The sequence below is a fragment of the Buchnera aphidicola (Aphis nasturtii) genome, from assembly GCF_005083345.1.
Lineage (GTDB): Bacteria > Pseudomonadota > Gammaproteobacteria > Enterobacterales > Enterobacteriaceae > Buchnera > Buchnera aphidicola_R.
In genome coordinates, this window is the sequence record NZ_CP034888.1 from 471,545 (window position 1) to 494,372 (window position 22,828).

General features: G+C 22.7%; 15 protein-coding genes and 2 pseudogenes. 16 read left to right on the plus strand and 1 reads right to left on the minus strand.

What is annotated here, in order from left to right; all coding sequences use genetic code 11:
* Positions 1–16: 16 nt before the first annotated feature.
* From lysA to tusA, 10 genes and pseudogenes are all read left to right on the plus strand, one after another.
* Positions 17–1,264: a diaminopimelate decarboxylase gene (lysA, locus tag D9V63_RS02210; protein WP_158368985.1), complete on the plus strand. Its 1,248-nt coding sequence runs from the start codon at positions 17–19 to the stop codon at positions 1,262–1,264.
* 40 nt (positions 1,265–1,304) lie between these two features.
* Positions 1,305–2,148: pseudogene (gene lgt, locus D9V63_RS02215) on the plus strand (prolipoprotein diacylglyceryl transferase).
* 6 nt (positions 2,149–2,154) lie between these two features.
* Positions 2,155–2,949 carry a thymidylate synthase gene (gene thyA, locus D9V63_RS02220; RefSeq protein WP_158368987.1) on the plus strand — a complete coding sequence of 265 codons (795 nt, stop codon included), beginning with the start codon at positions 2,155–2,157 and terminating at the stop codon, positions 2,947–2,949.
* A 68-nt stretch (positions 2,950–3,017) separates the two neighbouring features.
* On the plus strand, positions 3,018–4,337 hold the full coding sequence (gene miaB / locus D9V63_RS02225) for a tRNA (N6-isopentenyl adenosine(37)-C2)-methylthiotransferase MiaB (RefSeq protein ID WP_158368989.1): 1,320 nt from the start codon (positions 3,018–3,020) through the stop codon (positions 4,335–4,337).
* A gap of 164 nt (positions 4,338–4,501) precedes the next feature.
* Positions 4,502–4,807, plus strand: coding sequence for an rRNA maturation RNase YbeY (gene ybeY / locus D9V63_RS02230; RefSeq protein ID WP_261979556.1), 306 nt, complete (start codon positions 4,502–4,504; stop codon positions 4,805–4,807).
* 92 nt (positions 4,808–4,899) lie between these two features.
* The gene (gene corC, locus D9V63_RS02235) at positions 4,900–5,763 is read left to right on the plus strand and encodes a CNNM family magnesium/cobalt transport protein CorC (protein WP_158368993.1); all 864 of its coding nucleotides are present in this window, start codon (positions 4,900–4,902) and stop codon (positions 5,761–5,763) included.
* Positions 5,764–5,971: 208 nt separating this feature from the next.
* Complete coding sequence (gene leuS / locus D9V63_RS02240; protein ID WP_158368995.1) at positions 5,972–8,554, plus strand: leucine--tRNA ligase; 2,583 nt, start codon at positions 5,972–5,974, stop codon at positions 8,552–8,554.
* A gap of 135 nt (positions 8,555–8,689) precedes the next feature.
* Positions 8,690–9,598: a DNA polymerase III subunit delta gene (gene holA, locus D9V63_RS02245; protein ID WP_261979557.1), complete on the plus strand. Its 909-nt coding sequence runs from the start codon at positions 8,690–8,692 to the stop codon at positions 9,596–9,598.
* A gap of 6 nt (positions 9,599–9,604) precedes the next feature.
* Positions 9,605–10,233 (plus strand): annotated as a pseudogene (gene nadD / locus D9V63_RS02250) (nicotinate-nucleotide adenylyltransferase).
* 45 nt (positions 10,234–10,278) lie between these two features.
* A complete protein-coding gene (gene tusA / locus D9V63_RS02255; RefSeq protein WP_158368999.1) occupies positions 10,279–10,515 on the plus strand; it encodes a sulfurtransferase TusA in 237 nt (78 codons plus the stop codon).
* Positions 10,516–10,623: 108 nt separating this feature from the next.
* Here the strand turns inward: tusA and asd are convergent, their stop codons facing one another.
* Positions 10,624–11,739 carry an aspartate-semialdehyde dehydrogenase gene (gene asd, locus D9V63_RS02260; protein WP_158369001.1) on the minus strand — a complete coding sequence of 372 codons (1,116 nt, stop codon included), beginning with the start codon at positions 11,737–11,739 and terminating at the stop codon, positions 10,624–10,626.
* A 302-nt stretch (positions 11,740–12,041) separates the two neighbouring features.
* Here asd and D9V63_RS02265 point away from each other — a divergent pair, with 302 nt between their 5' ends.
* The 6 genes from D9V63_RS02265 to recB all read left to right on the plus strand — a co-directional run bounded on the left by D9V63_RS02265 (position 12,042) and on the right by recB (position 22,823).
* Positions 12,042–12,629 (plus strand): YhgN family NAAT transporter, encoded by a 588-nt coding sequence (locus D9V63_RS02265; RefSeq protein ID WP_158369003.1) that lies wholly within the window; start codon positions 12,042–12,044, stop codon positions 12,627–12,629.
* 147 nt (positions 12,630–12,776) lie between these two features.
* Positions 12,777–13,949, plus strand: a complete 1,173-nt coding sequence (locus D9V63_RS02270) for a phosphoglycerate kinase (protein ID WP_158369005.1) — start codon at positions 12,777–12,779, stop codon at positions 13,947–13,949.
* A gap of 44 nt (positions 13,950–13,993) precedes the next feature.
* Positions 13,994–15,079 carry a class II fructose-bisphosphate aldolase gene (gene fbaA, locus D9V63_RS02275; RefSeq protein ID WP_158369007.1) on the plus strand — a complete coding sequence of 362 codons (1,086 nt, stop codon included), beginning with the start codon at positions 13,994–13,996 and terminating at the stop codon, positions 15,077–15,079.
* A 136-nt stretch (positions 15,080–15,215) separates the two neighbouring features.
* The gene (mscS, locus tag D9V63_RS02280) at positions 15,216–16,067 is read left to right on the plus strand and encodes a small-conductance mechanosensitive channel MscS (protein ID WP_158369008.1); all 852 of its coding nucleotides are present in this window, start codon (positions 15,216–15,218) and stop codon (positions 16,065–16,067) included.
* A 65-nt stretch (positions 16,068–16,132) separates the two neighbouring features.
* Positions 16,133–19,363 (plus strand): exodeoxyribonuclease V subunit gamma, encoded by a 3,231-nt coding sequence (locus tag D9V63_RS02285; RefSeq protein ID WP_158369010.1) that lies wholly within the window; start codon positions 16,133–16,135, stop codon positions 19,361–19,363.
* Positions 19,338–22,823 carry an exodeoxyribonuclease V subunit beta gene (gene recB, locus D9V63_RS02290; protein WP_158369012.1) on the plus strand — a complete coding sequence of 1,162 codons (3,486 nt, stop codon included), beginning with the start codon at positions 19,338–19,340 and terminating at the stop codon, positions 22,821–22,823. The genes D9V63_RS02285 and recB overlap by 26 nt, the downstream gene beginning before the upstream one ends.
* The last annotated feature ends 5 nt before the right edge of the window (positions 22,824–22,828 follow it).

A 22,828-nucleotide genomic window follows, 5' to 3' on the forward strand; every position in this document is an offset into this window, starting at 1 on the left:
TTTAATAGGAGTAAAAATGCCTCAATTAATCAACACAACTACAAGTAATCTTAATATTAAAAATATTAAATATCTCATAAAAAAATATCAATCTCCATTTTGGGTTTATGATGCAAATATCATTTATAATAAAATTCAATTATTAAAACAATTTGATATTATTAGATTTGCTCAAAAAGCTTGTTCTAATACTCATATTTTACAATTAATGAGAAAAAATAATTTGAAAGTAGATGCTGTATCATTAGGGGAAATACAACGAGCTTTATCAGCTGGATTTAAAAAAAATAGTGATGAAATTATTTTTACTGCAGATTTATTTGATAAAGAAACGCTATCTAAAATTATTAAATATAATATCCCAGTAAATGCAGGTTCATTAGATATGTTAAAACAGTTAGGAAGTATTTCTCCCGGTCATCATATTTGGTTGCGAATTAATCCTAAATTTGGTTATGGTCATAGCAAAAAAACAAATACTGGAGGAGAAAATAGCAAACATGGAATTTGGGATCCTAGTTTAGCAATTCCTATTATAAAGAAATATAATTTAAAATTAATAGGTTTACATATGCATATTGGTTCTGGTGTTAATTATGAACATTTAAAAAAAGTTTGTCATGCAATGATAAAAAGTGCAATTCAAATAAATAAAAAAATAATATTTATCTCCGCAGGAGGTGGTTTGCCAATACCTTATAAATTTAACGAAAAACCTATTAATATAAAAAAATATTTTGCTTTATGGGATCAAGCAAGAAATAAAATTTCTCAATTTTTAAAAACACCAATTCAATTAGAAATCGAGCCAGGTAGATTTTTAGTAGCAGAATCAGGAGTATTAGTCTCTCAAGTAAGAGCAATTAAAAAAATGGGTAATAAAAATTTTGTTTTAATCGACGCAGGATTTAATGACTTAATGAGGCCAACAATGTATGGAAGTTATCATCATATATCTGTGATACCATCAAATAATAGAAAAATTAATGAATATAAAACCATCGAAACAGTTATAGGAGGTCCATTATGTGAATCAGGAGATATATTTACGCAAAAAGAAGGAGGAAATATAGAAACAAGAACATTACCTATAATGCAAATAGGAGATTATTTAATTTTTCATGATACAGGTGCATATGGTGCATCTATGTCATCTAATTATAATACTAGACCACTTATTCAAGAAATATTAATAGAAAATAATACTTTTAAAACTATTAGAAGAAGACAAACCATTGAAGAATTATTAAGTTTAGAACAATAATCTATTTTATACAGATCTATTAATAAAAAGAGAATAAAAAATGTATATTAATTTTCCAAAACTCAATCCTATTATTTTTTCTATTGGCCCTTTTTCTGCACATTGGTATGGTCTTATGTATGTTATTAGTTTTATTTTCGCTCTTGTGTACGGGAAGAAATTATTAAAAAAAAACGAAAAAAATTAAAATAGAATCTTATCTATACACTATTTTTTTAGGTTCTTGCATTGGAGGTAGAATAGGATATATAATTTTTTATAATTTTTCATATTTTTCTCATCATATATTATGTTTATTTCATATTTGGGAAGGTGGGATGTCTTTTCATGGGGGATTGATAGGGGCTATTATTAGTATGTATTATATTTCTATAAAAAATAAAATTAAAATTTTAACTCTTTCAGACTTTATAAGTCCTCTTATACCTTTTGGTTTAGGTGCTGGAAGATTAGGAAATTTAATCAATGAAGAATTATACGGACGTATTGCGCTAAATTTTCCATATGCAGTCATTTTCCATAGCACACAAAATCAAGATTTAGCATTAGCATTAAAATATCCTCAGTTACTATTAATAATAGAAAAATATGGAGCATTACCTCGTCATCCTTCTCAAATTTATGAATTTATGTTAGAAGGCGTTTTATTATTTTTAATAATATACTTATATAATCAAAAAAAGAGACCTACAGGGAGTATTAGTGGTTTATTTTTAGTTAGCTATGGAATATTAAGGATTTTTTCTGAAGTATTTCGTGAACCTGATCCTCAAATTGGATTAATTCAAAATTGTATTACAATGGGTCAAATTTTGTCAATTCCAATGATTATATTTGGATTAATTATTATATTTATATCTTTTTATAAAAAAATTAAATTTTGAGATATTATGAAAAAATACTTACAGTTAATAAAAAAAATAATTAAACATGGAAAACCAAAAAATGATCGAACTGGAACAGGAACGTTATCTATTTTTGGACATAATATAAGATTTAATTTAAAAAAAGGATTTCCTCTTGTTACAACAAAAAAATGCTACATACCTGCTATTATTCACGAGCTTTTATGGTTTTTAAAAGGAGATACTAATATCAAATATCTTAATAAAAATAAAATATTTATTTGGGATAATTGGGCTGATCAATTTGGTGATCTTGGACCTATTTATGGGAAGCAATGGCGAAGTTGGAACGCATCAGATGGAAAAAAAATTGATCAAATAAAAAATATAATAAAACAATTAAAAAACAATCCTGATTCTCGTAGATTATTAGTATGTAGTTGGAACGTCGGAGAAATAGGTCAAATGTCTTTACCTCCTTGTCATATATTATTTCAATTTTATGTATTTCAAAATAAGTTAAGTTGCCAACTATATCAACGTTCTTGCGATGTTTTTCTAGGATTACCATTTAACATTGCAAGTTATTCAATGCTTACACATATGATAGCACAACAATGTAATTTTGAAGTTGATGAATTTATATGGACAGGTGGCGACATTCATTTATATAAAAATCATATTTCATTAGCAAAAAAACAACTTCTTCGAAATCCTCGAAAATTACCAAAATTAATAATATTAAACAAACCTAAGTCATTGTTTAATTATACTTTTGAAGATTTTAAAATTATTAATTATAATCCTCATCCCTCCATTCATGGCGTAATATCTGTATAAACATCTTAAAAAATTAACTTCTTTATTTAAATTAAATATTGTAATAGTAGGATTAATATAATTAAAAAATGAAAAATATATATATTAAAACTTGGGGCTGTCAAATGAATGAATATGATTCATCTATGATAGCAAGAAATTTAGAAAAAACAGGTAAATATTTTATCACTACAAAATCTGAACAAGCAGATATTTTAGTTTTGAATACTTGTTCAATCAGGGAAAAAGCTCAAGAAAAAGTTTTTCATCAATTAGGAAGATGGAAAAAATTAAAAGATACAAATCCCAATATTATCATTGCTGTTGGAGGCTGTGTAGCAACTCAAGAAGGTGAAGAAATTTTTAAAAGATCTAGATATGTAGATATTATATTTGGTACTCAAAGTTTACATAAATTACCTAAAATGATTAATGAAGTAGAAAAAAACAAAAAATTTGTCATTGATATTAGTTTTCCACAATTAGATAAATTTAATTATTCTTTACCAATTAAAAATAAAGGATACACAGCATCTATTTCAATAATGGAAGGATGTAATAAGTATTGTTCATTTTGTGTAGTACCATATACAAGAGGGAAAGAAATTAGTCGACCATCTGACGATATTTTATTTGAAATTTCAAATTTAGCTGAAAATGGTATAAGAGAAATTAATTTATTAGGGCAAAATGTAAATGCATATGAAGGATCGACTTTTAATGGAAAAATTTGTTTTTTTTCCGAATTATTAAGATTAATTTCAGAAATAGATGGTATTGAAAGAATTCGTTTTACGACAAGTAATCCACTTGAATTTAGTGATGATATTATCGAAGTGTACAAAGATACTCCTAAACTAGTTAGTTTTTTGCATTTACCGGTACAAAGCGGATCTAATAAAATATTACAACTTATGAAAAGATCATATACTACTGAAGAATATGAAAAAATTATTGAAAAACTAGTTAAAGCACGTCCAAATATTCAAATTAGTTCTGATTTTATTGTCGGTTTTCCAGGTGAATCTAAAGAAGATTTTAAACAAACTATAAATTTTATAAAAAAAATTAATTTTGATATGAGCTATAGTTTTATATATTCAAGTAGACCAGGAACACCTGCATCAGAAATGAAAGATGAAATTAGTCTACAAGAAAAAAAAGAACGTTTGTATACATTACAAAATTGTATTAATAAACAAACTATGTCTTGGAGTAGAAGAATGTTAGGAAGTAAACAGTGTATTTTAGTAGAAGGTCAATCGAAAAAATATCCTATGAAATTATATGGAAAAACAGAAAATAATAGAATTGTGAATTTTGACGGAGAATCAAATATGATTGGAAAATTTGTCAAAGTAAAAATAAATGAAGTACACACTCATATTTTAAACGGTATATTATTGTAAAAATATATGAAAAAAAAAGATTGTTTTATTTTAAACATACAAATAAATTGTAAAAACAAAGAAAAAATACCAAAAAAAACAATGTTTAAAAAATGGATAAGAAAACTTTTATATAAAAAAAAAATATTAAAGTTATTACAATTAGAATTGTAGATGAAACAGAAATAAAGAATTTAAATTTCAAATACAGAGGAAAAAATTGCTCAACAAATATTTTATCTTTTCAATTCAACTTTTTTGTTCAGAAAAATATAAAATTATTAGGAGATGTGATTTTATGTAAAAACATTATAGAACAAGAATCTATAAAATATAATAAAACATTAGAATCTCGTTGGGCGCATATGACTATACATGGAATACTTCATCTATTAGGATATGATCATAAATATTATACAGAACAAAAAATTATGGAAAACATAGAAAATAACATTATGTTATCTTTGAATTACGAAGATCCATATTATTAAAAAATTAATAATTATTGAGAAAAATTATTTTAACCTAAGATTTTCTAACATAGAATAGTAAAATATATTTTTAAAATAGATAACTAAATATTATGAGTGAAAAAGATGCAAAAAACTTAGAAAAAATTAATAAAAAAGGTTTTTTCTCTATTTTGTTCCATCATATCTTTCATGATGAACCTAAAAATAGAGAAGAATTACTCGCGTTAATTAGAGATTCGGAACAAAATGAACTTATTGATCAAGATACATGTGATATGTTAGAAGGAGTTATACACATTGCAAAGAAAAAAATTAAAGAAATAATGATACCTAGAACGCAAATGATAATATTAAAATTAAATTATAATTTAAATAAATGTCTTGATGTTATCTTAGAATCTGCACATTCACGTTTTCCAGTAATGAATAGCGATAAAAACTATGTAGAAGGATTCTTAATTGCTAAAGATTTATTACCATTTGTAAGAAACTCAAATAAAAATTTTCATATTAAAAATATATTAAGACCAGCAGTTGTTGTTCCCGAAAGTAAATATGTAGATAGAATGTTAAAAGAGTTTCGTTTAAAACGAACACATATGGCAATAGTAATAGATGAATTTGGAGCAGTGTCTGGATTAGTTACTATAGAAGATATTCTTGAATTAATAGTTGGAGAAATTGAAGACGAATACGATGAAGAACAAAAAATAAATATTCGCAAATTACAAGAAAATCTATTTTCTATTAAAGCACTTACAGAAATAAAAGAATTCAATGATTTTTTTCAAACTCATTTTAGTAACGAAGAAGTAGATACTATTGGCGGATTAGTAATGAAAGCATTTGGACATTTACCTAGCCATGGAGAAGATATTAATATTCATGGATATAATTTTAAAATATCTTCAGTAGACAGTAGAAAAATTATACAAATACATGTAACTATTCCAGAAAGTAAGATTTTAAAATAAAGTAAACACATTTTTAAAAGATATCTTATCATTTTACATTTATTTAAAGTATTTATATCTAAAAGAAATTGTTTTTTAATATGAATCAATCCTTAAAAAATTTTAATTTTTTATTAAAAATTCACTGAAAATAAAATTTTATTTTTAATATAAAAAGTTGAAATTTCAATCTATTTTAAAACAATGTAAAATTATTATAGAGAAAATCATGGAACAAGAATATTGCCCAAAAAATATTGAAATATATGTACAAAAATATTGGAAAAAAAATAAAACCTTTCATGTTGATGAAGATAATACAAAAGAAAAATATTATTGTCTTCCGATGCTTCCATATCCGTCTGGAAAGTTGCATATGGGTCATGTTAGAAATTACACTATTAGCGATGTGATCGCAAGATATCAAAGAATGTTGGGAAAAAATGTTTTACAACCTATTGGTTGGGACGCATTTGGATTACCTGCAGAAGAAGCTGCTATTAAAAATAATACAATCCCATCATCTTGGACATATAACAATATTAAATATATGAAAAAACAGCTAGAATTATTAGGTTTTAGCTATGACTGGGATAGAGAAATAACTACATGTAAACCAGAATATTACAAATGGGAACAATGGTTTTTTATTCAGTTATATAAAAAAAAATTAGTTTATAAAAAAAATAGCTTTGTAAATTGGTGTCCTCACGATAAAACTGTATTAGCTAATGAACAAGTAATTAATGGGTGTTGCTGGAGATGTCAAAGCACTATAACAGTAAAAAAAATACCACAATGGTTTATAAAAATTAGGTATTACGCTGAATCTTTATATAAAGATTTAAAAAAATTAAAAAACTGGCCTGAAAAAGTTAAAAATATGCAAAAAAATTGGATTGGAAGATCAAAAGGATTTGAAATTTTTTTTAATATTCAAAATAGCAACAAAAAAATTAAAATATTTACTACTAGAATAGATACTATAATGGGAGTTACATATATTGCTATATCTCCTTCACATAAATTTTCTATATATCTTGCAAAAAAAAATAAAATATTAAAAACATTTGTTAAAAAACAAGAGAATAAAAAATTCTCTAAAGAAGAAATAGAACAAACAAAATTTCAAGGAATAAACACTAATATTTTTGTTATTCACCCTATAACAACAAAAAAAATACCTATTTGGATAGCAAATTTTGTTGTTAATGATTATGGTTTTGGCGCAGTTATGTCAGTTCCAGGGCACAATGAAAATGATTGGCATTTTGCTATAAAAAATAATTTAAAAATTAAGTATGTTATCAAACATTCGAAAGATATAAAATTAGTTAAAAAAAATTTTTTTCCTGAAAAAGGAAAACTAATTAACTCAGGAGAGTTTAATCAACTTAATTACGATGATGCTACTAAAAAAATAAAAGAAAAATTATCAGAGAAAAAAAATATAAAAACAAAAATTGTTTATAAATTACAAGATTGGTGCATATCTAGACAACGTTATTGGGGAACGCCAATTCCTATGGCAACAACAAAAAATGGACAAATTGTACCAATACCAGAAAAACATTTACCTGTTTTGCTACCAGAAATAAAAAAAAATTTTAATTTTTTAAAATACTCTTCGAAAAACCAATTAAATTACTACACTACTCAAATTAATAATCAAACTGTAACTCGAGAAACAGATACTTTTGATACATTTATGGAATCTTCTTGGTATTACGCAAGATATACTTGTCCTCACTTTAAGGCAGGAATGATTGATCCTATAGCATCAAAATATTGGTTGCCTGTAGATCAATATATTGGGGGGATAGAACACGCTATTATGCATTTAATGTATTTCAGATTTTATCATAAATTACTACGTGATTTTAAGTTTGTAAAATTTGATGAACCAGTAAAAAACTTAATATGTCAAGGGATGGTATTATCAGAAGCATTTTATCAAATTGGTAAAAATAACGAACGTAATTGGATTCATAAATCTAATGTATATATTAAAAAAAATATAAAAGGAGAAATTATTAAAGTACAAGATAAAATGGGTAAAAAAGTTATATATGCCGGAATGATTAAAATGTCTAAATCTAAAAACAACGGGATTGAACCAGAATTAATTATTAATAATTATGGAGCTGATACAATCCGATTGTTTATTATGTTTGCTGCTCCTATAGAATCATCATTAGAGTGGAATGAATCTGGACTAAAAGGAATTTATCGATTTTTAACAAAATTATGGAAATTATCTTTTAATTATATTCAAATAAAACACAAATATAAAAATATAGATTTTCATTCTTTAAGTAATAAGCAAAAAAAAATGTATCATGTATTGCATGAAACAATATTCAAAGTTTCTGATGATATTAGTCGTAGAAAATCATTTAATACTGCTATCGCTAAAATAATGGAGTTAGTAAATATATTGAGAAAGTTTCAATTAGAAAACGAGGAAGATAAATGTGTTATGAAGGATTCATTAATATCAATTGTAAAAATGCTTTACCCATTTACACCCCACTTATGTTTTATATTATGGAAATATTTAAATAAAAATTGTTTCATAGATAATGAAAAATGGCCTGTTTTTCAAAAAAATTTTTTATTAAATATAAGTGATATATTAGTTGTTCAAATTAATGGGAAAAAACAATTTACTATAGAAATTCCAGATAATTTAACAAAAAAAGAAATTTTTTCTTATATTCAAAATAGTTCATTATTGAAAAAAAAATTAGAAAATAAAAATATAAAAAAAACAGTTTATGTTCCTAAAAAAATAATTAATTTTGTAATATAAAAAATTTTAAAATGGTATTTTATCTATGCAACTTATATATACAGAAGAATTAAAAAAAAAATAATTAAAAAGTTAAATTTTTTTTATATTCTCTTAGGAGAAGATTTAATTTTATTAAATACGAATGAAAAAACAATATTAAATTTTGCAAAACTAAAAGGTTTTAAAGAAAATTATATTATTAATATCGAAAAAAATACAGATTGGAATAAAGTCGTAAACTTTTATAATACAAATAGTTTATTTTTTGCAAAAAAAATTTTAGTTATAAATTTAACTATAAAAACTTTCAATTCTGTATTGATACAAAATATCAAAAAATTATTTTTTATTAAGAATGTAGATATCATAACAATAGTTAAATCTAATCAGTTATCTAACAATTTTAAACATTATCTATTAACATACAGAAAAAAATTAAATGCTGATATTATATCGTGTTTTACACCATATGGTATAAATTTTATAAATTGGTTGAAATATGAAATAAAAAACAAAAAAATAGAAATTAATGAAAATGCTTTTTTATTACTATATAAATATTACGAAGGTAACACTTTATGTATACATCATATATTACATATGATAAAACTTATATGGAATCATGAAAATATTACTTCAAAAAAAATAAAACATATCGTCAATGAATTTGCTATTTTTACTCCATCAGATTGGATAAATGCAGTTTTTTATAATGAAATAGAAAAAGCTTTTTATATATTGGACGTATTTCAAAAACAAAAATACAATCCTCTTATTTTAATAAGATCCTTGCAAAAAGATTTATTAAAATTAATTTATATGAAACGTGAAAAAATAATAAATATAAATTTATTTTTTAAAAAAAATAAAATTTTTTTTAACAGATTTAAATTTTTTAAATTTGCAATTAATTCAATAAATTTTGATAATTTTCTGAAAGTAATCAGAATTTTATTACAAATAGACATCAAAATTAAAGTAGAATATAATTATGATATATGGATAGAATTAAAAACATTAATATTATTATTATCTTCGAAAACACAAAAAATAAAAATATAATAAAAAATGAAAGAAATATATGCAATATTCGGGGGTAATTTTGATCCTATTCATTATGGACATATTCTTTCTGCAGAAAAACTAGCAAAAGAAATTTCAATAAAAAAAATAATATTATTACCTAATCAAAACCCTCCTCATCGGATTCAAACTAAAACATCTCTAATACATAAACTAAAAATGATCGAATATGCAATTAAAGATAATAATTTATTTGAAATTAGTTTATTAGAGACTAAAAAAAAAAATTTTACACTATAGAAACATTAAAAAAAATAAGGCTAAAAATCGGATTTTTCAAATCATTATGCTTAATAATAGGAGAAGATAATTTAAATAAATTAAATATCTGGAAAAATTGGAAAGAAATATTATTATACGCTCATTTATTAATTATTCCAAGAATAAGTATAAAAACACATAGCGATGAACTCAAAAAATGGATTACGTTACATACAATAAACAATAAAAGTTATCTACGTCAGAAATCACATGGATATATTTTCTTTTCATCTATACCAACTATAGAAATTTCTTCTACTCAAATAAGAAACAATTTTGCTAATGGAAAAAGTTTGCATAAATTATTACCTATAGAAGTCGAAAAATATATTCTTTTAAAAAACTTATATTAAAAATTAATTCATTTTCAACATATTAAATAATTAAATTAATGCATAATGAACACAAAAAATATTATATTAAATTTAATTGGACTTAAATGCCCAGAACCAATTATGGTAATTCGAAAAACAATTAGAAAAATAAAACAACATGAAACTATATTAGTTTTATCAGATGATCCATCTACTAAAAGAGATATCCCATATTTTTGTAATTTTATGAAACATCAACTGATAGAACATTTTACTCACGTAAAACCATATCGTTATTTATTAAAGAAAGGAATAGTTTAACATATACTACATAAAGCCAATTCAAAAATTTTAATAATTGTATTTTAAAAAATTTAATATACACACTATGTGTGTATATTAATTAAATTTTTATAATGTTTTTTAAAATTAAATATTAGTTAATAAATTTAACATTCTTCTTAAGGGTTCTGCAGCTCCCCATAATAGTTGATCGCCAACAGTAAAAGCTGAAAAATATTTATTGCCTATACTTGATTTTCTCAATCTTCCAACTGGTATGTTTAATGTACCAGTCACTGCCGATGGAGTTAATTTAGATATTGTTTCTTCAATATTATTTGGAATAAAATTAACCCATTGATTGTGATTAAAAATTATTTCTTCTATATTTTTTAATGAAATATTTTTATTTAATTTCATTAAAATTGACTGACTGTGGCATCTTATTGAACTTATACGAACACATATCCCATCTATTTTTACTATATTTTTAGAATCTAATATTTTATTTGTTTCAAATTGCCCCTTCCACTCTTCTCGGCTTTGTCCTGTTCCTATATCACTATCTATCCACGGTATTAAACTTCCAGCTAAGGGAACAGAAAAATGTTTTAATGGGAAGCTATTATCTTGAATTATTTTTGTAACTTTTTTTGTAATTTCTAAAATGGAACAAAAATCATTTGATAAATCTTCAGATACAATATTATACAACGAACCCATTTGTTTTAATAATTCAATGACATAATTAGCACCTGCACCTGATGCTGCTTGATAGGTAGATACAGAAATCCATTCTATTAATTTTTGTTGGAATAAGCCCCCTAAAGCCATTAACATTAAACTCACAGTGCAATTACTTCCTACAAAAGTTTTAATCCCATTATCTACAGCTTGCTTAATAGCTTTTAAATTGATAGGATCTAATACAATAACAGAATCATTTTTTACTCTTAAAGTAGATGCCGCATCTATCCAATATCCATTCCAATTTTTTTTACGTAATTTAGGATAGATAGTATCAGTATAAAATCCTCCTTGACATGTTACAATAATATCCATTTCTTCTAATAAACTAAGATTATAAGCATCTTTAACATTTTTAAATACTGTATTATTTATAGTAGGTCCATCTTTACCAAATTGAGAGGTGGAAAAAAAATGAGGAGTAATTTTTAAAAAATCATTTTCTTCTATCATTCGATTTAACAAAACTGAACCTACCATACCACGCCAACCAATAAATCCAACAGATTTTATCATTAATAAATATACGGAGTTTTTAAAAATACAAATTTTTATTGAAAATAATAAAAATTTTTAGTAAAAACTTTCCGACCTCCGAAAATAAATATAATTATTGTATAATTTTATAAGCAATAGTTGTGTATGAAAAAATTAAATTTTATTTAAATTTTTAATATACTATAAAATTATATATTTATTTTAAAAAAAATATTGATATATATATTAAAATATTTGTATGGTGTAGAAAATTTATATTATTTTTATATAGACTATATAGTTAAAAAATTCATATCTGCACAAGGATATAATAAATTAAAATGACCGAAATAATCTCTACAACGATATTATTAATCTTAATAATGGATCCTTTAGGTAATCTTCCTGTCTTTATGACAATATTAAAAAATTTAAATGCAAAAAGAAGAAGAATAGTAGTTATTCGAGAAATGATTATAGCTTTAATTTTTATGCTATTATTTTTATTTGCTGGAGAAAAAATACTTAACATTCTTAATTTAAAAACAGAAACAGTATCAATATCTGGCGGAATTATTTTATTTTTAATTGCTATTAAAATGATTTTTCCTTCTGAAGAAAATAATGGAATATCTTCGAATGAAGAACCTTTTTTAGTACCATTAGCAATTCCATTGGTTGCAGGACCATCTTTATTAGCTACATTAATGTTATTATCTCATCAATATTTACATCATATATCATATTTAGTCGGGTCTTTACTAATAGCATGGTGTTTTACTATCATAGTACTATTATTATCAGGTTTTTTTTTAAAATTATTTGGTTCTAAAGGTGTCAATGCTTTAGAGCGGTTAATGGGTTTAATATTGATTATGCTTGCTACTCAAATGTTTCTTGATGGAGTTAGAACATGGTTTCAAAATTAAATAAATTTTTATTTTAAAACTTAATTTTTTTTTAACAAATAAAATATTATATATTTTTATATCACCTGTTATTACAATCATTAATAACAGGTATAAATAAATTTTTACGAATTTAATAAAAAAATTGCATCTAAAAAAGAGGTTTTTATGCAAGTACGAAATATAAATGAAATAAACATATCAGAAAAAAGAGTTTTAATAAGATGCGATCTCAATGTTCCGATTAAAAATGGAGTTATTCAATCTGACGCTAGGATATTAGCTTCACTTCCTACAATTGAATTAGCGCTTCAAAAAAAAGCAAAAGTAATTGTTATGTCACATTTAGGACGACCAAAAAATGAATCTTATGAAAAACAATATTCATTGTTTCCTATATTTGAATATTTAAAAAAAAAAATAAACTATACTAAGGTATATTTTGCAAGTGATTATTCGAAAGTTATACCAATTAATTCTGGAGAGCTATTAATTTTAGAAAATGTTCGTTTTAATCCAGGAGAATTAAAAAATGATAATATTCTATCTAAACGATATTCTACATTATGCGATATTTTTGTTATGGACGCTTTTGGTACTGCACATAGAAAACAAGCATCAACATATGGAATTGGGAAATTTGTAAAGATTGCGTGTGCTGGTCCGCTTTTGATATCTGAAATAACTATGCTCAAGAAAGCACTAAAAAATCCAAAACGTCCTATGGTATCTATAATAGGAGGATCTAAGGTATCAACTAAATTTAATGTATTAAATAATTTGGCTAATATTTCAGATATTGTAATAGTTGGAGGCGGAATCGCAAATACTTTTTTAGCTATTGATTATGACGTAGGTAAATCATTACATGAACCACAATTTATATCAAAAGCAAAAAAATTACGTGATAACTATAACAATATCATTGTACCAATTGATTCTCGTGTAGGAAAAAATTTTTCTGAAAGCGAAAAATCTATAATTAAATTACCGTCAAATATTAAAAAAAATGAAGAAATTATGGATTTTGGTGATAACACTATAACAAAAGTTGTTAAGATAATTGAAAAAGCAAAAACAATTCTTTGGAATGGACCCGTAGGAGTATTTGAATTTCCGAATTTTCGAAAAGGAACAGAAAAAATTGCCCAAGCAATAGCAAATAATTCTAATTTTTCAGTAGCTGGGGGCGGTGATACACTATCTGTTATTGATATGTTTCGTATTAAAAATGAAATTTCTTATATTTCAACAGGAGGCGGTGCGTTTCTAGAGTTTATTGAAGGTAAAAAATTACCTGCAATAGATATGTTAGAAAAAAATTTTTTCAACAACAACTAAACAATATTTTTTAATTTAAAAAAATTTAAATAATAGGAAATAATTTGAATAATTTAAACTCTATTCAACCTGGTGTTGTAACAGGTGATGAATGTAAAATGATATTTGAATTAGCTAAAAAAAAACAATTTGCAATACCAGCAGTCAATTGTATCGGTACTGATTCCATTAATTCTGTATTAGAAACAGCTTCTAGAATAAAATCTCCTGTTATTATACAATTTTCTTATGGAGGAGCTTCTTTTATTGCAGGTTCTGAAAAAATATTTAAAAAAAATCAAGAACAAGCTATTAAAGGTGCTATATCAGGAGCTAGACATGTGCATTTAATTGCAAAAAACTATAATATTCCGGTTATATTACACACTGATCATTGTCATAAAGAAATATTACCATGGATCGATGGTTTAATCGAGGAAGGGAAAAAACATTATAAAATTTATCAAAGACCTCTTTTTACATCTCATATGATTGATTTATCTAAAGAATCATTAAAAGATAATGTTTCAATTTGTGCTTTATATTTAGCAAAAATTAATCAAATTAATATGATGTTAGAAATTGAATTAGGATGTACAGGTGGTGAAGAAGATGGAATAGATAATAGTAAAATGAATAAAAAATTACTTTATACACGACCTGAAGATGTTAACTATGCATATGAAAAGTTAATTAAAATTAGTCAAAATTTTACTATAGCCGCGGCATTTGGAAATGTACATGGAGTATATCAAACTGGGAATATTCATTTAAAACCTATTATTCTAAAAAAATCACAACAATATGTTAGTTTGAAACACAACTTAAAAAAACTACCATTAAATTTAGTATTTCATGGCGGATCAGGATCAAATCTAAAAGAAATCCAAGAATCTATCAAATATGGTGTAGTAAAAATGAATATTGATACTGATATACAATGGGCTGCTTGGAAAGGTGTATTAAATTTTTATAAAAAAAATAACGAATTTTTACAACAACAAGTAGGAAATAAAAAAAATAAAAATCAACCAAATAAAAAATATTATGATCCAAGGTCTTGGATAAATCAATCAAAAAAATCAATGTCTATAAGACTAGAAAAAACATTTCAAGAACTTAACGCCTTAAATATTTTAGAAATAAAATAAATAACTTCTTTTAAAACCCGGGGAATAAATATAAATATTCTCCGAAAATTATCAATAGTAATTAACATAATAAAAATTTATGAAAAATCGATTCTGTATAATTCAGATATTTTAAACCATATATAAAGAGATGAAAATGGATGAACTTAATGTAGTCAGTGATATTAATCACGCAGGTAATTGGCTAATACGAAATCAAGAATTATTGTTTGGATATATAATTAATTTAACATCATCTATTGTTATTTTAATTTCTGGTATGTTTTTAGCAAAAATAATATCTAATGGAGTCAATAAAATATTAATCACTCGCCATATTGATGCTACTATTGCGGGTTTTCTTTCTGCGTTAATGAGATATATTATTATTACTTTTACATTAATTGCTGCATTAGGAAGAATAGGAGTTCAAACAACTTCTGTTATTGCTATACTAGGTGCTGCTGGAATGGCTATTGGATTAGCATTACAGGGCTCTCTTTCAAATTTTGCAGCAGGAGTTTTATTGGTTACGCTAAGACCTTTAAAGACAGGAGAATATGTAAATTTAGGAAATGTCTCAGGAACGGTTTTAAATATTCATATTTTTTATACAACATTACGTACTTTAGATGGGAAAATAGTAGTTGTTCCAAATAATAAAATCATTTCTGGAAACATTATTAACTATTCAAGAGAACCTGCTCGAAGAAACGAATTTTCTATTAGCGTTGCATATAATACAGATATTGATTTAGTTATAAAAGTATTGAGAAAAGTTATAGAAAATGAAGATAGAGTTATAAAAGATCGAGATATTATAATTGGTTTAAGTGAATTAGCGCCATCTTCTTTAAATTTTATTATAAGATGTTGGAGTAATACGGAGGAATTAAATTCAGTATATTGGGATTTAATGGCTGCATTTAAAAAAGCATTAGATCAAAATAATATTAACATTCCTTACCCACAAATAGATGTTCATCTTTATAAAAAAAATAAACATTAAATTAAATATTAATATTTTAAAATTTTATCTTTTTAAAATATTTATTTTCAAATAAAAGGCTTTTTATGTTTTTTTTATATAAATTTAATCAATTAAATACATTATTTTTAAAAATATGTCAAATTATTCAAAAAAATCCACTTAAACATATTTTCACAAAAGAAATGATTATTCATGATAACGAAATATTATTTCAATATCTAAATATGTTCACAGCAAATCATACAGGGATTTCATCAGATTTTAAACTCATTCATCCACAAGTTTTGATTTGGAAAATACTTACACAAATAATACCCGAAAATGAAATAAAAAATATTTTAAAAAAAACAACTAATATTTGGAAAATAATGAAGATTATTGAAGAAAATGATTTTTTTGAAAATATTAAAAAAAATGATAATCAAATAAAAAAATTTAAATTTTCATATTTAATGGAAAATCTATTTCAACAATATATTTTATATAGACCACAGTGGATTCAAAAATGGGGAAAAAAAGATAATAAAATATCAACAATGAATTCAAAAAAATTATGGCAAATAAAATTATGGAATAAAATAATAAATGATAATCATGATAATATTACTCAACCTATTAATAATTTTTCCAATTTATTTTATAAATTTAAACATGTAATTCAAAAAAAAAAAATAATACTTCCAAAAAGAATCTTTATTATCTGGTCATTTAATATCAATCCATCATATATAGAAATCTTTCATAAAATTAGTATATTTACTGATGTATATTTTTTATATTTAACAGCTTATAAAAATAATATAATTAATGATACAATTGATTCATATAATAAATCATTTAATATAAAAATAAAAAATCGTGCTTCTAATTCATTAGAAACATTATGGGGTAAATATGAAAATGTTTATTTACTTTTTATAAAAAATTTAAAAGACATTAAAATTAATAGTTATTTTAAAAAATATGATATAAATAATTTATTAAATAATATTAAAAATAAAATTTTAAATTTTAAAGAAAATAAAAAATCATTAAAAAAAACTTTAAATCCCAAAGATAACTCAATTTCTATAAATATCTGCTATAATAAACAGCATGAAATTGAAGTTTTATATAAAACATTAATAAAAATTCTAAATAAAAATCCAAATATCAAACCTCATGATATTGTTGTTGTTTCTTTTTCGCTAAATGACTATACAAAACATATTAATTCTGTGTTTAAATTACAGCATGAAGAAGAACAAATATCTTTTTATATTTCTAATAAAAATTCTAAAAGTACACAAAAAATATTTTATTTATTTAATAAAGTATTAAATTTATCTCATATCCGATTTAATAATGAAGAAATATTAGAATTACTAGATATTCCTATGATATCAAAAAATTTTAATATTTCAGAAGAAGAAATAAAAATTTTGTATAATTGGATTCAAGCTACAAATATTAGATGGGGTGTAAATAACAAACATAAAAATGATTTATGTTTTTTAGAAATTAATCAAAATACTTGGTTTTATGGCATTGAAAAATTATTACTGAGTTATGCAATAAATGAAAAAAATAAAATTTGGAATCATATTTTTTCAATGATTTCTATTGATTTTTCTAAATCAGAATTAATAGGAAAATTATCTCATTTAATTAATATATTAAACAAATGGCGTTTAAAACTATCTAAAGCAAAAAAAATTAAATGTTGGCGTTCATTATTTAAATCTTTTATAAATGATTTTTTTTATGAACAAGTAAAATGGGATGAAATACTGACAGCAATTAATAAAAAATGGGAAAAAATGATTGATGAAATTATATTATCTGAATATCCCAAAAATATAACTATTAATATCTTACAAAAAAATTTTTTTCATATTATAAATTACACAAATAAAACAAAATTTAAGCTAGGATATGTAAATTTTTGCCATCCTTCTGTAATATGTTATATACCATTTAAAGTAATATATATAATAGGATTGAGCTCTAAAGAACTATCAAAGAAAAAAAATTTAGATTACATCAATCTTTTAACACAATATCCATTAATTACTGATATTAATTGTCATGATACAGAATATCATTTATTTTTAAAAAATTTTATAGCTGCTAAAGATTATTTTTATATGAGTTATATTGGATATTCATTGAAAAATGAAACCAAAATATATCCGTCTATACTCATTGAACAACTTATCAATTATATAACGTTATATTTTTGTTTTAAAGGAGATGAAAAATTAAAAATAGAAGATAATAAAAAAAAAATATCACAATTTCTTTGTAAAAAACATAAAAAAGAACATAATTATAGCATAATCCATGTAAAAAAAAGAAAAAATATAAAACAAAATAAAATAAAAAACATTCATCAAATATTTTTTAAAAATATCATACAATTAAAAAGTTCTAAAAAACAAAATCGTTCAATTCATTTGAAAGACTTAATATATTTTTGGAGGAATCCAATACGATATTTTTTTAATTTTACATTAAATACAAAATTTTCAATAAAAAAGAAATTATTAATAACTGAGCCTTTTGTAATTGATACACTAGAAAATTTTAAAATAAGTAATCTATTATTAAAAGCAATGATAAATAAAAAAGATTTAAAAAATATCTTAAAAAAAATAGAACTATCTGGAATAGTACCATATAAAAATTTTGGGAAAATAGCTTTAGAAAAAAAATGTCAAGAAATCGAAGAAATAGTAAAAATAATTAATCAATATAGAATACTTCCTCAAGAAAAAAATTTTCTTTTTCAAATAGAAAAATATTATGTTAAGGGCACTATAAAAGAAATACAAAATACAGGTTTACTACGATGGAAAGCAAATAAAATTAACTATTCTGATCGAATGTCATTATGGATAGAACATTTAGTTTACTGTATATTAGGAGGTGTTGGAGAAAGTAAAATGATAGGATGTAATAAAAAAATATTTTCATTTCAATCTCTATCGTACAATAAAGCATATAATTATCTTATAACATATATTAGAGGATATATAAAAGGCATTAATAATCCTTTATTATTAACAAATTCGGGTGCGGCTTGGCTTGATAAAGTATATGATGTAAAAAATAATTGTATTTATAAAAATTATAATATTAAAAAAGAAGGATACAAAATATTGTATAAACAATGGATGGGTAATGCTTATGTAAAAGGAGAGAAAGAAGATATTTATATACAAAAAATAATTTCAAAATTAGATGTAAAAAAAATTTGTCATATTTCTAAAAAATGGTTAACTCCTTTATTAAAATATAAAAAACATAATGAAAAAAAAATTAAATGTATTTAATATACCTTTCAATGGTATCAATTTAATTGAAGCTTCTGCTGGAACTGGTAAAACTACTGCAATAGTAATCATGTATTTGCAATTATTGCTTGGGATAGAAAAAAAGAAAAATACTAGACCATTGTTAATACAAGAAATATTAATAGTGACTTTTACTAACTTTGCTAAAGATGAAATATACAAAAGAATTAAAACAAATATTGAACAATTATACTTTTGCTGTATTAATAAAAATACTAGTAATGTTATTTTAAAACCATTTTTAAAAAAAATAAAAAATTTAAAAGAAGCGATATATATTTTAGATCGAGCTAAACATAATATAAATAAAATTGCTATTTATACAATACACGGATTTTGTAAAGATATTTTACAATTAAATTTTTTTAATATTAATGAAAAAATAATTGAAAATGAGAGATCGTTATATTTACAAGCAATAGAAGATTTTTGGAGAATTTATTTTTATGAATTACCAAAAAATATAATTAAAATAATTTTACAAGATTATAAAAACCCAGAATCTCTTTTATCTGATTTACAACCAATATTCAATTTTAATATAGTACATTTCAAAAAAAAATTCACTAAAAATCAAACTCTTATAACATGTCATCAAAAGAATATTAAAACCATAAATATTTTTAAAAAAAAATGGTTAAATTACAATCTAATTATTATAGATATTATTAAAGAATTAAAACCTAATAAAAAAATATACAATGAATTTAATATAATGAGATGGAAAAAAAATATTACAAAGTGGGCTGAATCAAAAACTGAAAACTACCAAATACCAATTGTATTAAAATATTTTTCACAAGAGATAATTAAGAAAAATATAAAACATAATCAAATTCCATGTCATATTTTTTTTAAAGATATTCAAGAAATAATTAAAAAAAAAATTTCTTTAAAAAATATTATTTTATTTAAAGCTATAAAAATAATAACTAGACTTTTAAAAAAAGAAAAAAAAAAGCAATTTTTATTAGGATTTAATGATTTATTAGATAATCTTTTGAAGTACATTAAAAAAGATACACAATTGAAAAAATTAATAATTAAAAAATATCCTGTAGCATTTGTTGATGAATTTCAAGATACTAATATTCAACAATACCAAATTTTTAATATTTTATATAATACAAATAATGAAAAAACGGCATTATTTCTTATAGGAGATCCAAAACAATCAATATATAGTTTTAGAGGAGCAGATATTTTTTCCTATTTATACGCTAAATCTAAAATTAAAAAATGCTATTATCTTGATACTAATTGGAGATCTTCAATAAATATGTGTCAAGGTATAAATGATTTGTTTTCACGTAATAAAAATCCATTTTTTTTTAAGAATATTCCATTTATAAATATTTCCTCATCATTAAATAACAAAAATATGCAATTTAAAATACGAGGAAAGATTCAAAAAGCTATAAGTTTTTTCTTTAAAAAAACAGAAAAGATATATATTGAAGACTATCAAGAATGGATAGCAAAACAATGTGCAAATGAAATTTGTTATTGGTTAGTTTGCGCTAAACAAGGTGAAGCAATATTAATTAATGAAAAGAAAGAAAAAATTTTAAAAGAAAGCGATATTGTAATATTAGTAAGAAATAAAAATGAAGCGAATATTATTCAAAAATCATTAGAAAAAGTTAATATTCATTCTATTTATTCCTCTTCTAATAAAAATATATTTCAAACTAGTGATGCCTATGAACTTCTTTTGATACTTCAAACTATTTTACAACCAACTAATATAGAACTATTGAAACAATCTATTTTTACACATATTTTTTATAAAATTTTATTACAAGGACAAAAACAAAAAAATATAGAACAATCATATTTTATGATAAAAAAATTATATAAATATCGTCAAATATGGAAAAATATAGGAATTTTTTATACTATTAAAGTTATAATATTAGATTATCAAAAATATTCTAATAATTTAGATCAATATAAAAATTATCAAAAAAATATAAATTTTTTACATATAGCAGAATTATTAGAAGAACAATCAGAATATCTTTACAAAAAATCGTCTTTAATAAGATGGTTTGAAAAAAAAATATTAGAAAAAAACAATATATTAGAAAATGAACATATTAGAAACTTCAATCAATCTAAATCAATCAAAATTATTACAATACATAAATCTAAAGGATTAGAATACCCTATAGTTTGGGTCCCTTTTGCGATAACTTACAAAAAATCAAAATCATATTTGTATCACGATCAAAAAAATTTAAAAATATTTTTTGATTTAGATCAGAGCAAAGAAACTGAAGAAATCGCAGAAAAAGAACGATTATCAGAAGATTTACGTTTTTTATATGTTGCTATAACAAGATCTATTTATCATTGTAGTTTAGGAATAGGAGATATTATTCACAAAAAAAATCAAAAAAAAAATAATAACCATGATAGTGCTTTAGGATATATTATACAACGTGGATGTTATATGGATTATCATAGTTTAAAAAAAGAAATAAATTTATTAAATATGAAACCATATATATCAGTTAAATATGATACAATGAATATTAAACTTCCTGAAGCTAAAAAAGATATATATTTACTATCTCCACCAGAGCATTTCATAAAAAAAACAAAAAATTATTTTCAAATAACAAGTTTTACAAAATTAAAAAAAGAAAATTTTTCTATTAATAAAAATCAAAAAAATCAAAATATAAATTATATTGTACATCAAAAAAATATTAATCAAGAAAAAATAACGTTTGAAAATTTTCCAAGAGGAGAAAAAACAGGTATTCTTATACACTATATATTGAATAAAATTAATTTTTCAGAAAAATTAAATATTGATTTTTTTTGTAAATCTTTAAAAAGATATAAATTTTCAGAAAAATGGACTCCAATATTGATGTCTTGGATAGAAAATATTATTAATGTAAAATTAAAAAACATAAATTTTAATTTATCTATGTTGCAAAAAAATCAATACATCAAAGAAATGCAATTTTTTTTGCCTATACAAAAAATATTATATAGCACAGATTTTAATCATATTATTAAATCTTTTGATTCAATTTCTTCTCCTACTCCTAAAATTTCTTTTAATCCAGTTACTGGAATTTTAAAAGGATCTATTGATTTAGTTTTCTTTTGGAAACAAAGATATTACATAATAGATTATAAATCTAATTATTTAGGTGATAAAAAAGATGCATATTCTTTTGATAATATAAAAAAAGAAATAATTAAAAATCGATATGATCTTCAATATCAAATATATACAGTCGCATTACATCAATATTTAAATAAAAAAATAAACAAATATAAATATGAAAATAATTTTGGTGGAATATTTTATATGTTTTTAAGAGGAATAGATCAATCAAAAAAAAATAATAGTATTTTTTATATCATGCCAAATTATTTATTAGTTAAAAAATTAATTGATTTATTAACAAAAAATTAAATAAA

Bases quoted from the DNA above. Each gene is read 5' to 3' on its own strand.
- lysA (WP_158368985.1), top strand. From the start codon at position 17: ATGCCTCAATTAATCAACACAACTACAAGTAATCTTAATATTAAAAAT.
- thyA (WP_158368987.1), top strand. From the start codon at position 2,155: ATGAAAAAATACTTACAGTTAATAAAAAAAATAATTAAACATGGAAAA.
- miaB (WP_158368989.1), top strand. From the start codon at position 3,018: ATGAAAAATATATATATTAAAACTTGGGGCTGTCAAATGAATGAATAT.
- corC (WP_158368993.1), top strand. From the start codon at position 4,900: ATGAGTGAAAAAGATGCAAAAAACTTAGAAAAAATTAATAAAAAAGGT.
- leuS (WP_158368995.1), top strand. From the start codon at position 5,972: ATGGAACAAGAATATTGCCCAAAAAATATTGAAATATATGTACAAAAA.
- tusA (WP_158368999.1), top strand. From the start codon at position 10,279: ATGAACACAAAAAATATTATATTAAATTTAATTGGACTTAAATGCCCA.
- asd (WP_158369001.1), bottom strand. From the start codon at position 11,739: ATGATAAAATCTGTTGGATTTATTGGTTGGCGTGGTATGGTAGGTTCA.
- D9V63_RS02265 (WP_158369003.1), top strand. From the start codon at position 12,042: ATGACCGAAATAATCTCTACAACGATATTATTAATCTTAATAATGGAT.
- D9V63_RS02270 (WP_158369005.1), top strand. From the start codon at position 12,777: ATGCAAGTACGAAATATAAATGAAATAAACATATCAGAAAAAAGAGTT.
- mscS (WP_158369008.1), top strand. From the start codon at position 15,216: ATGGATGAACTTAATGTAGTCAGTGATATTAATCACGCAGGTAATTGG.
- D9V63_RS02285 (WP_158369010.1), top strand. From the start codon at position 16,133: ATGTTTTTTTTATATAAATTTAATCAATTAAATACATTATTTTTAAAA.
- recB (WP_158369012.1), top strand. From the start codon at position 19,338: ATGAAAAAAAAATTAAATGTATTTAATATACCTTTCAATGGTATCAAT.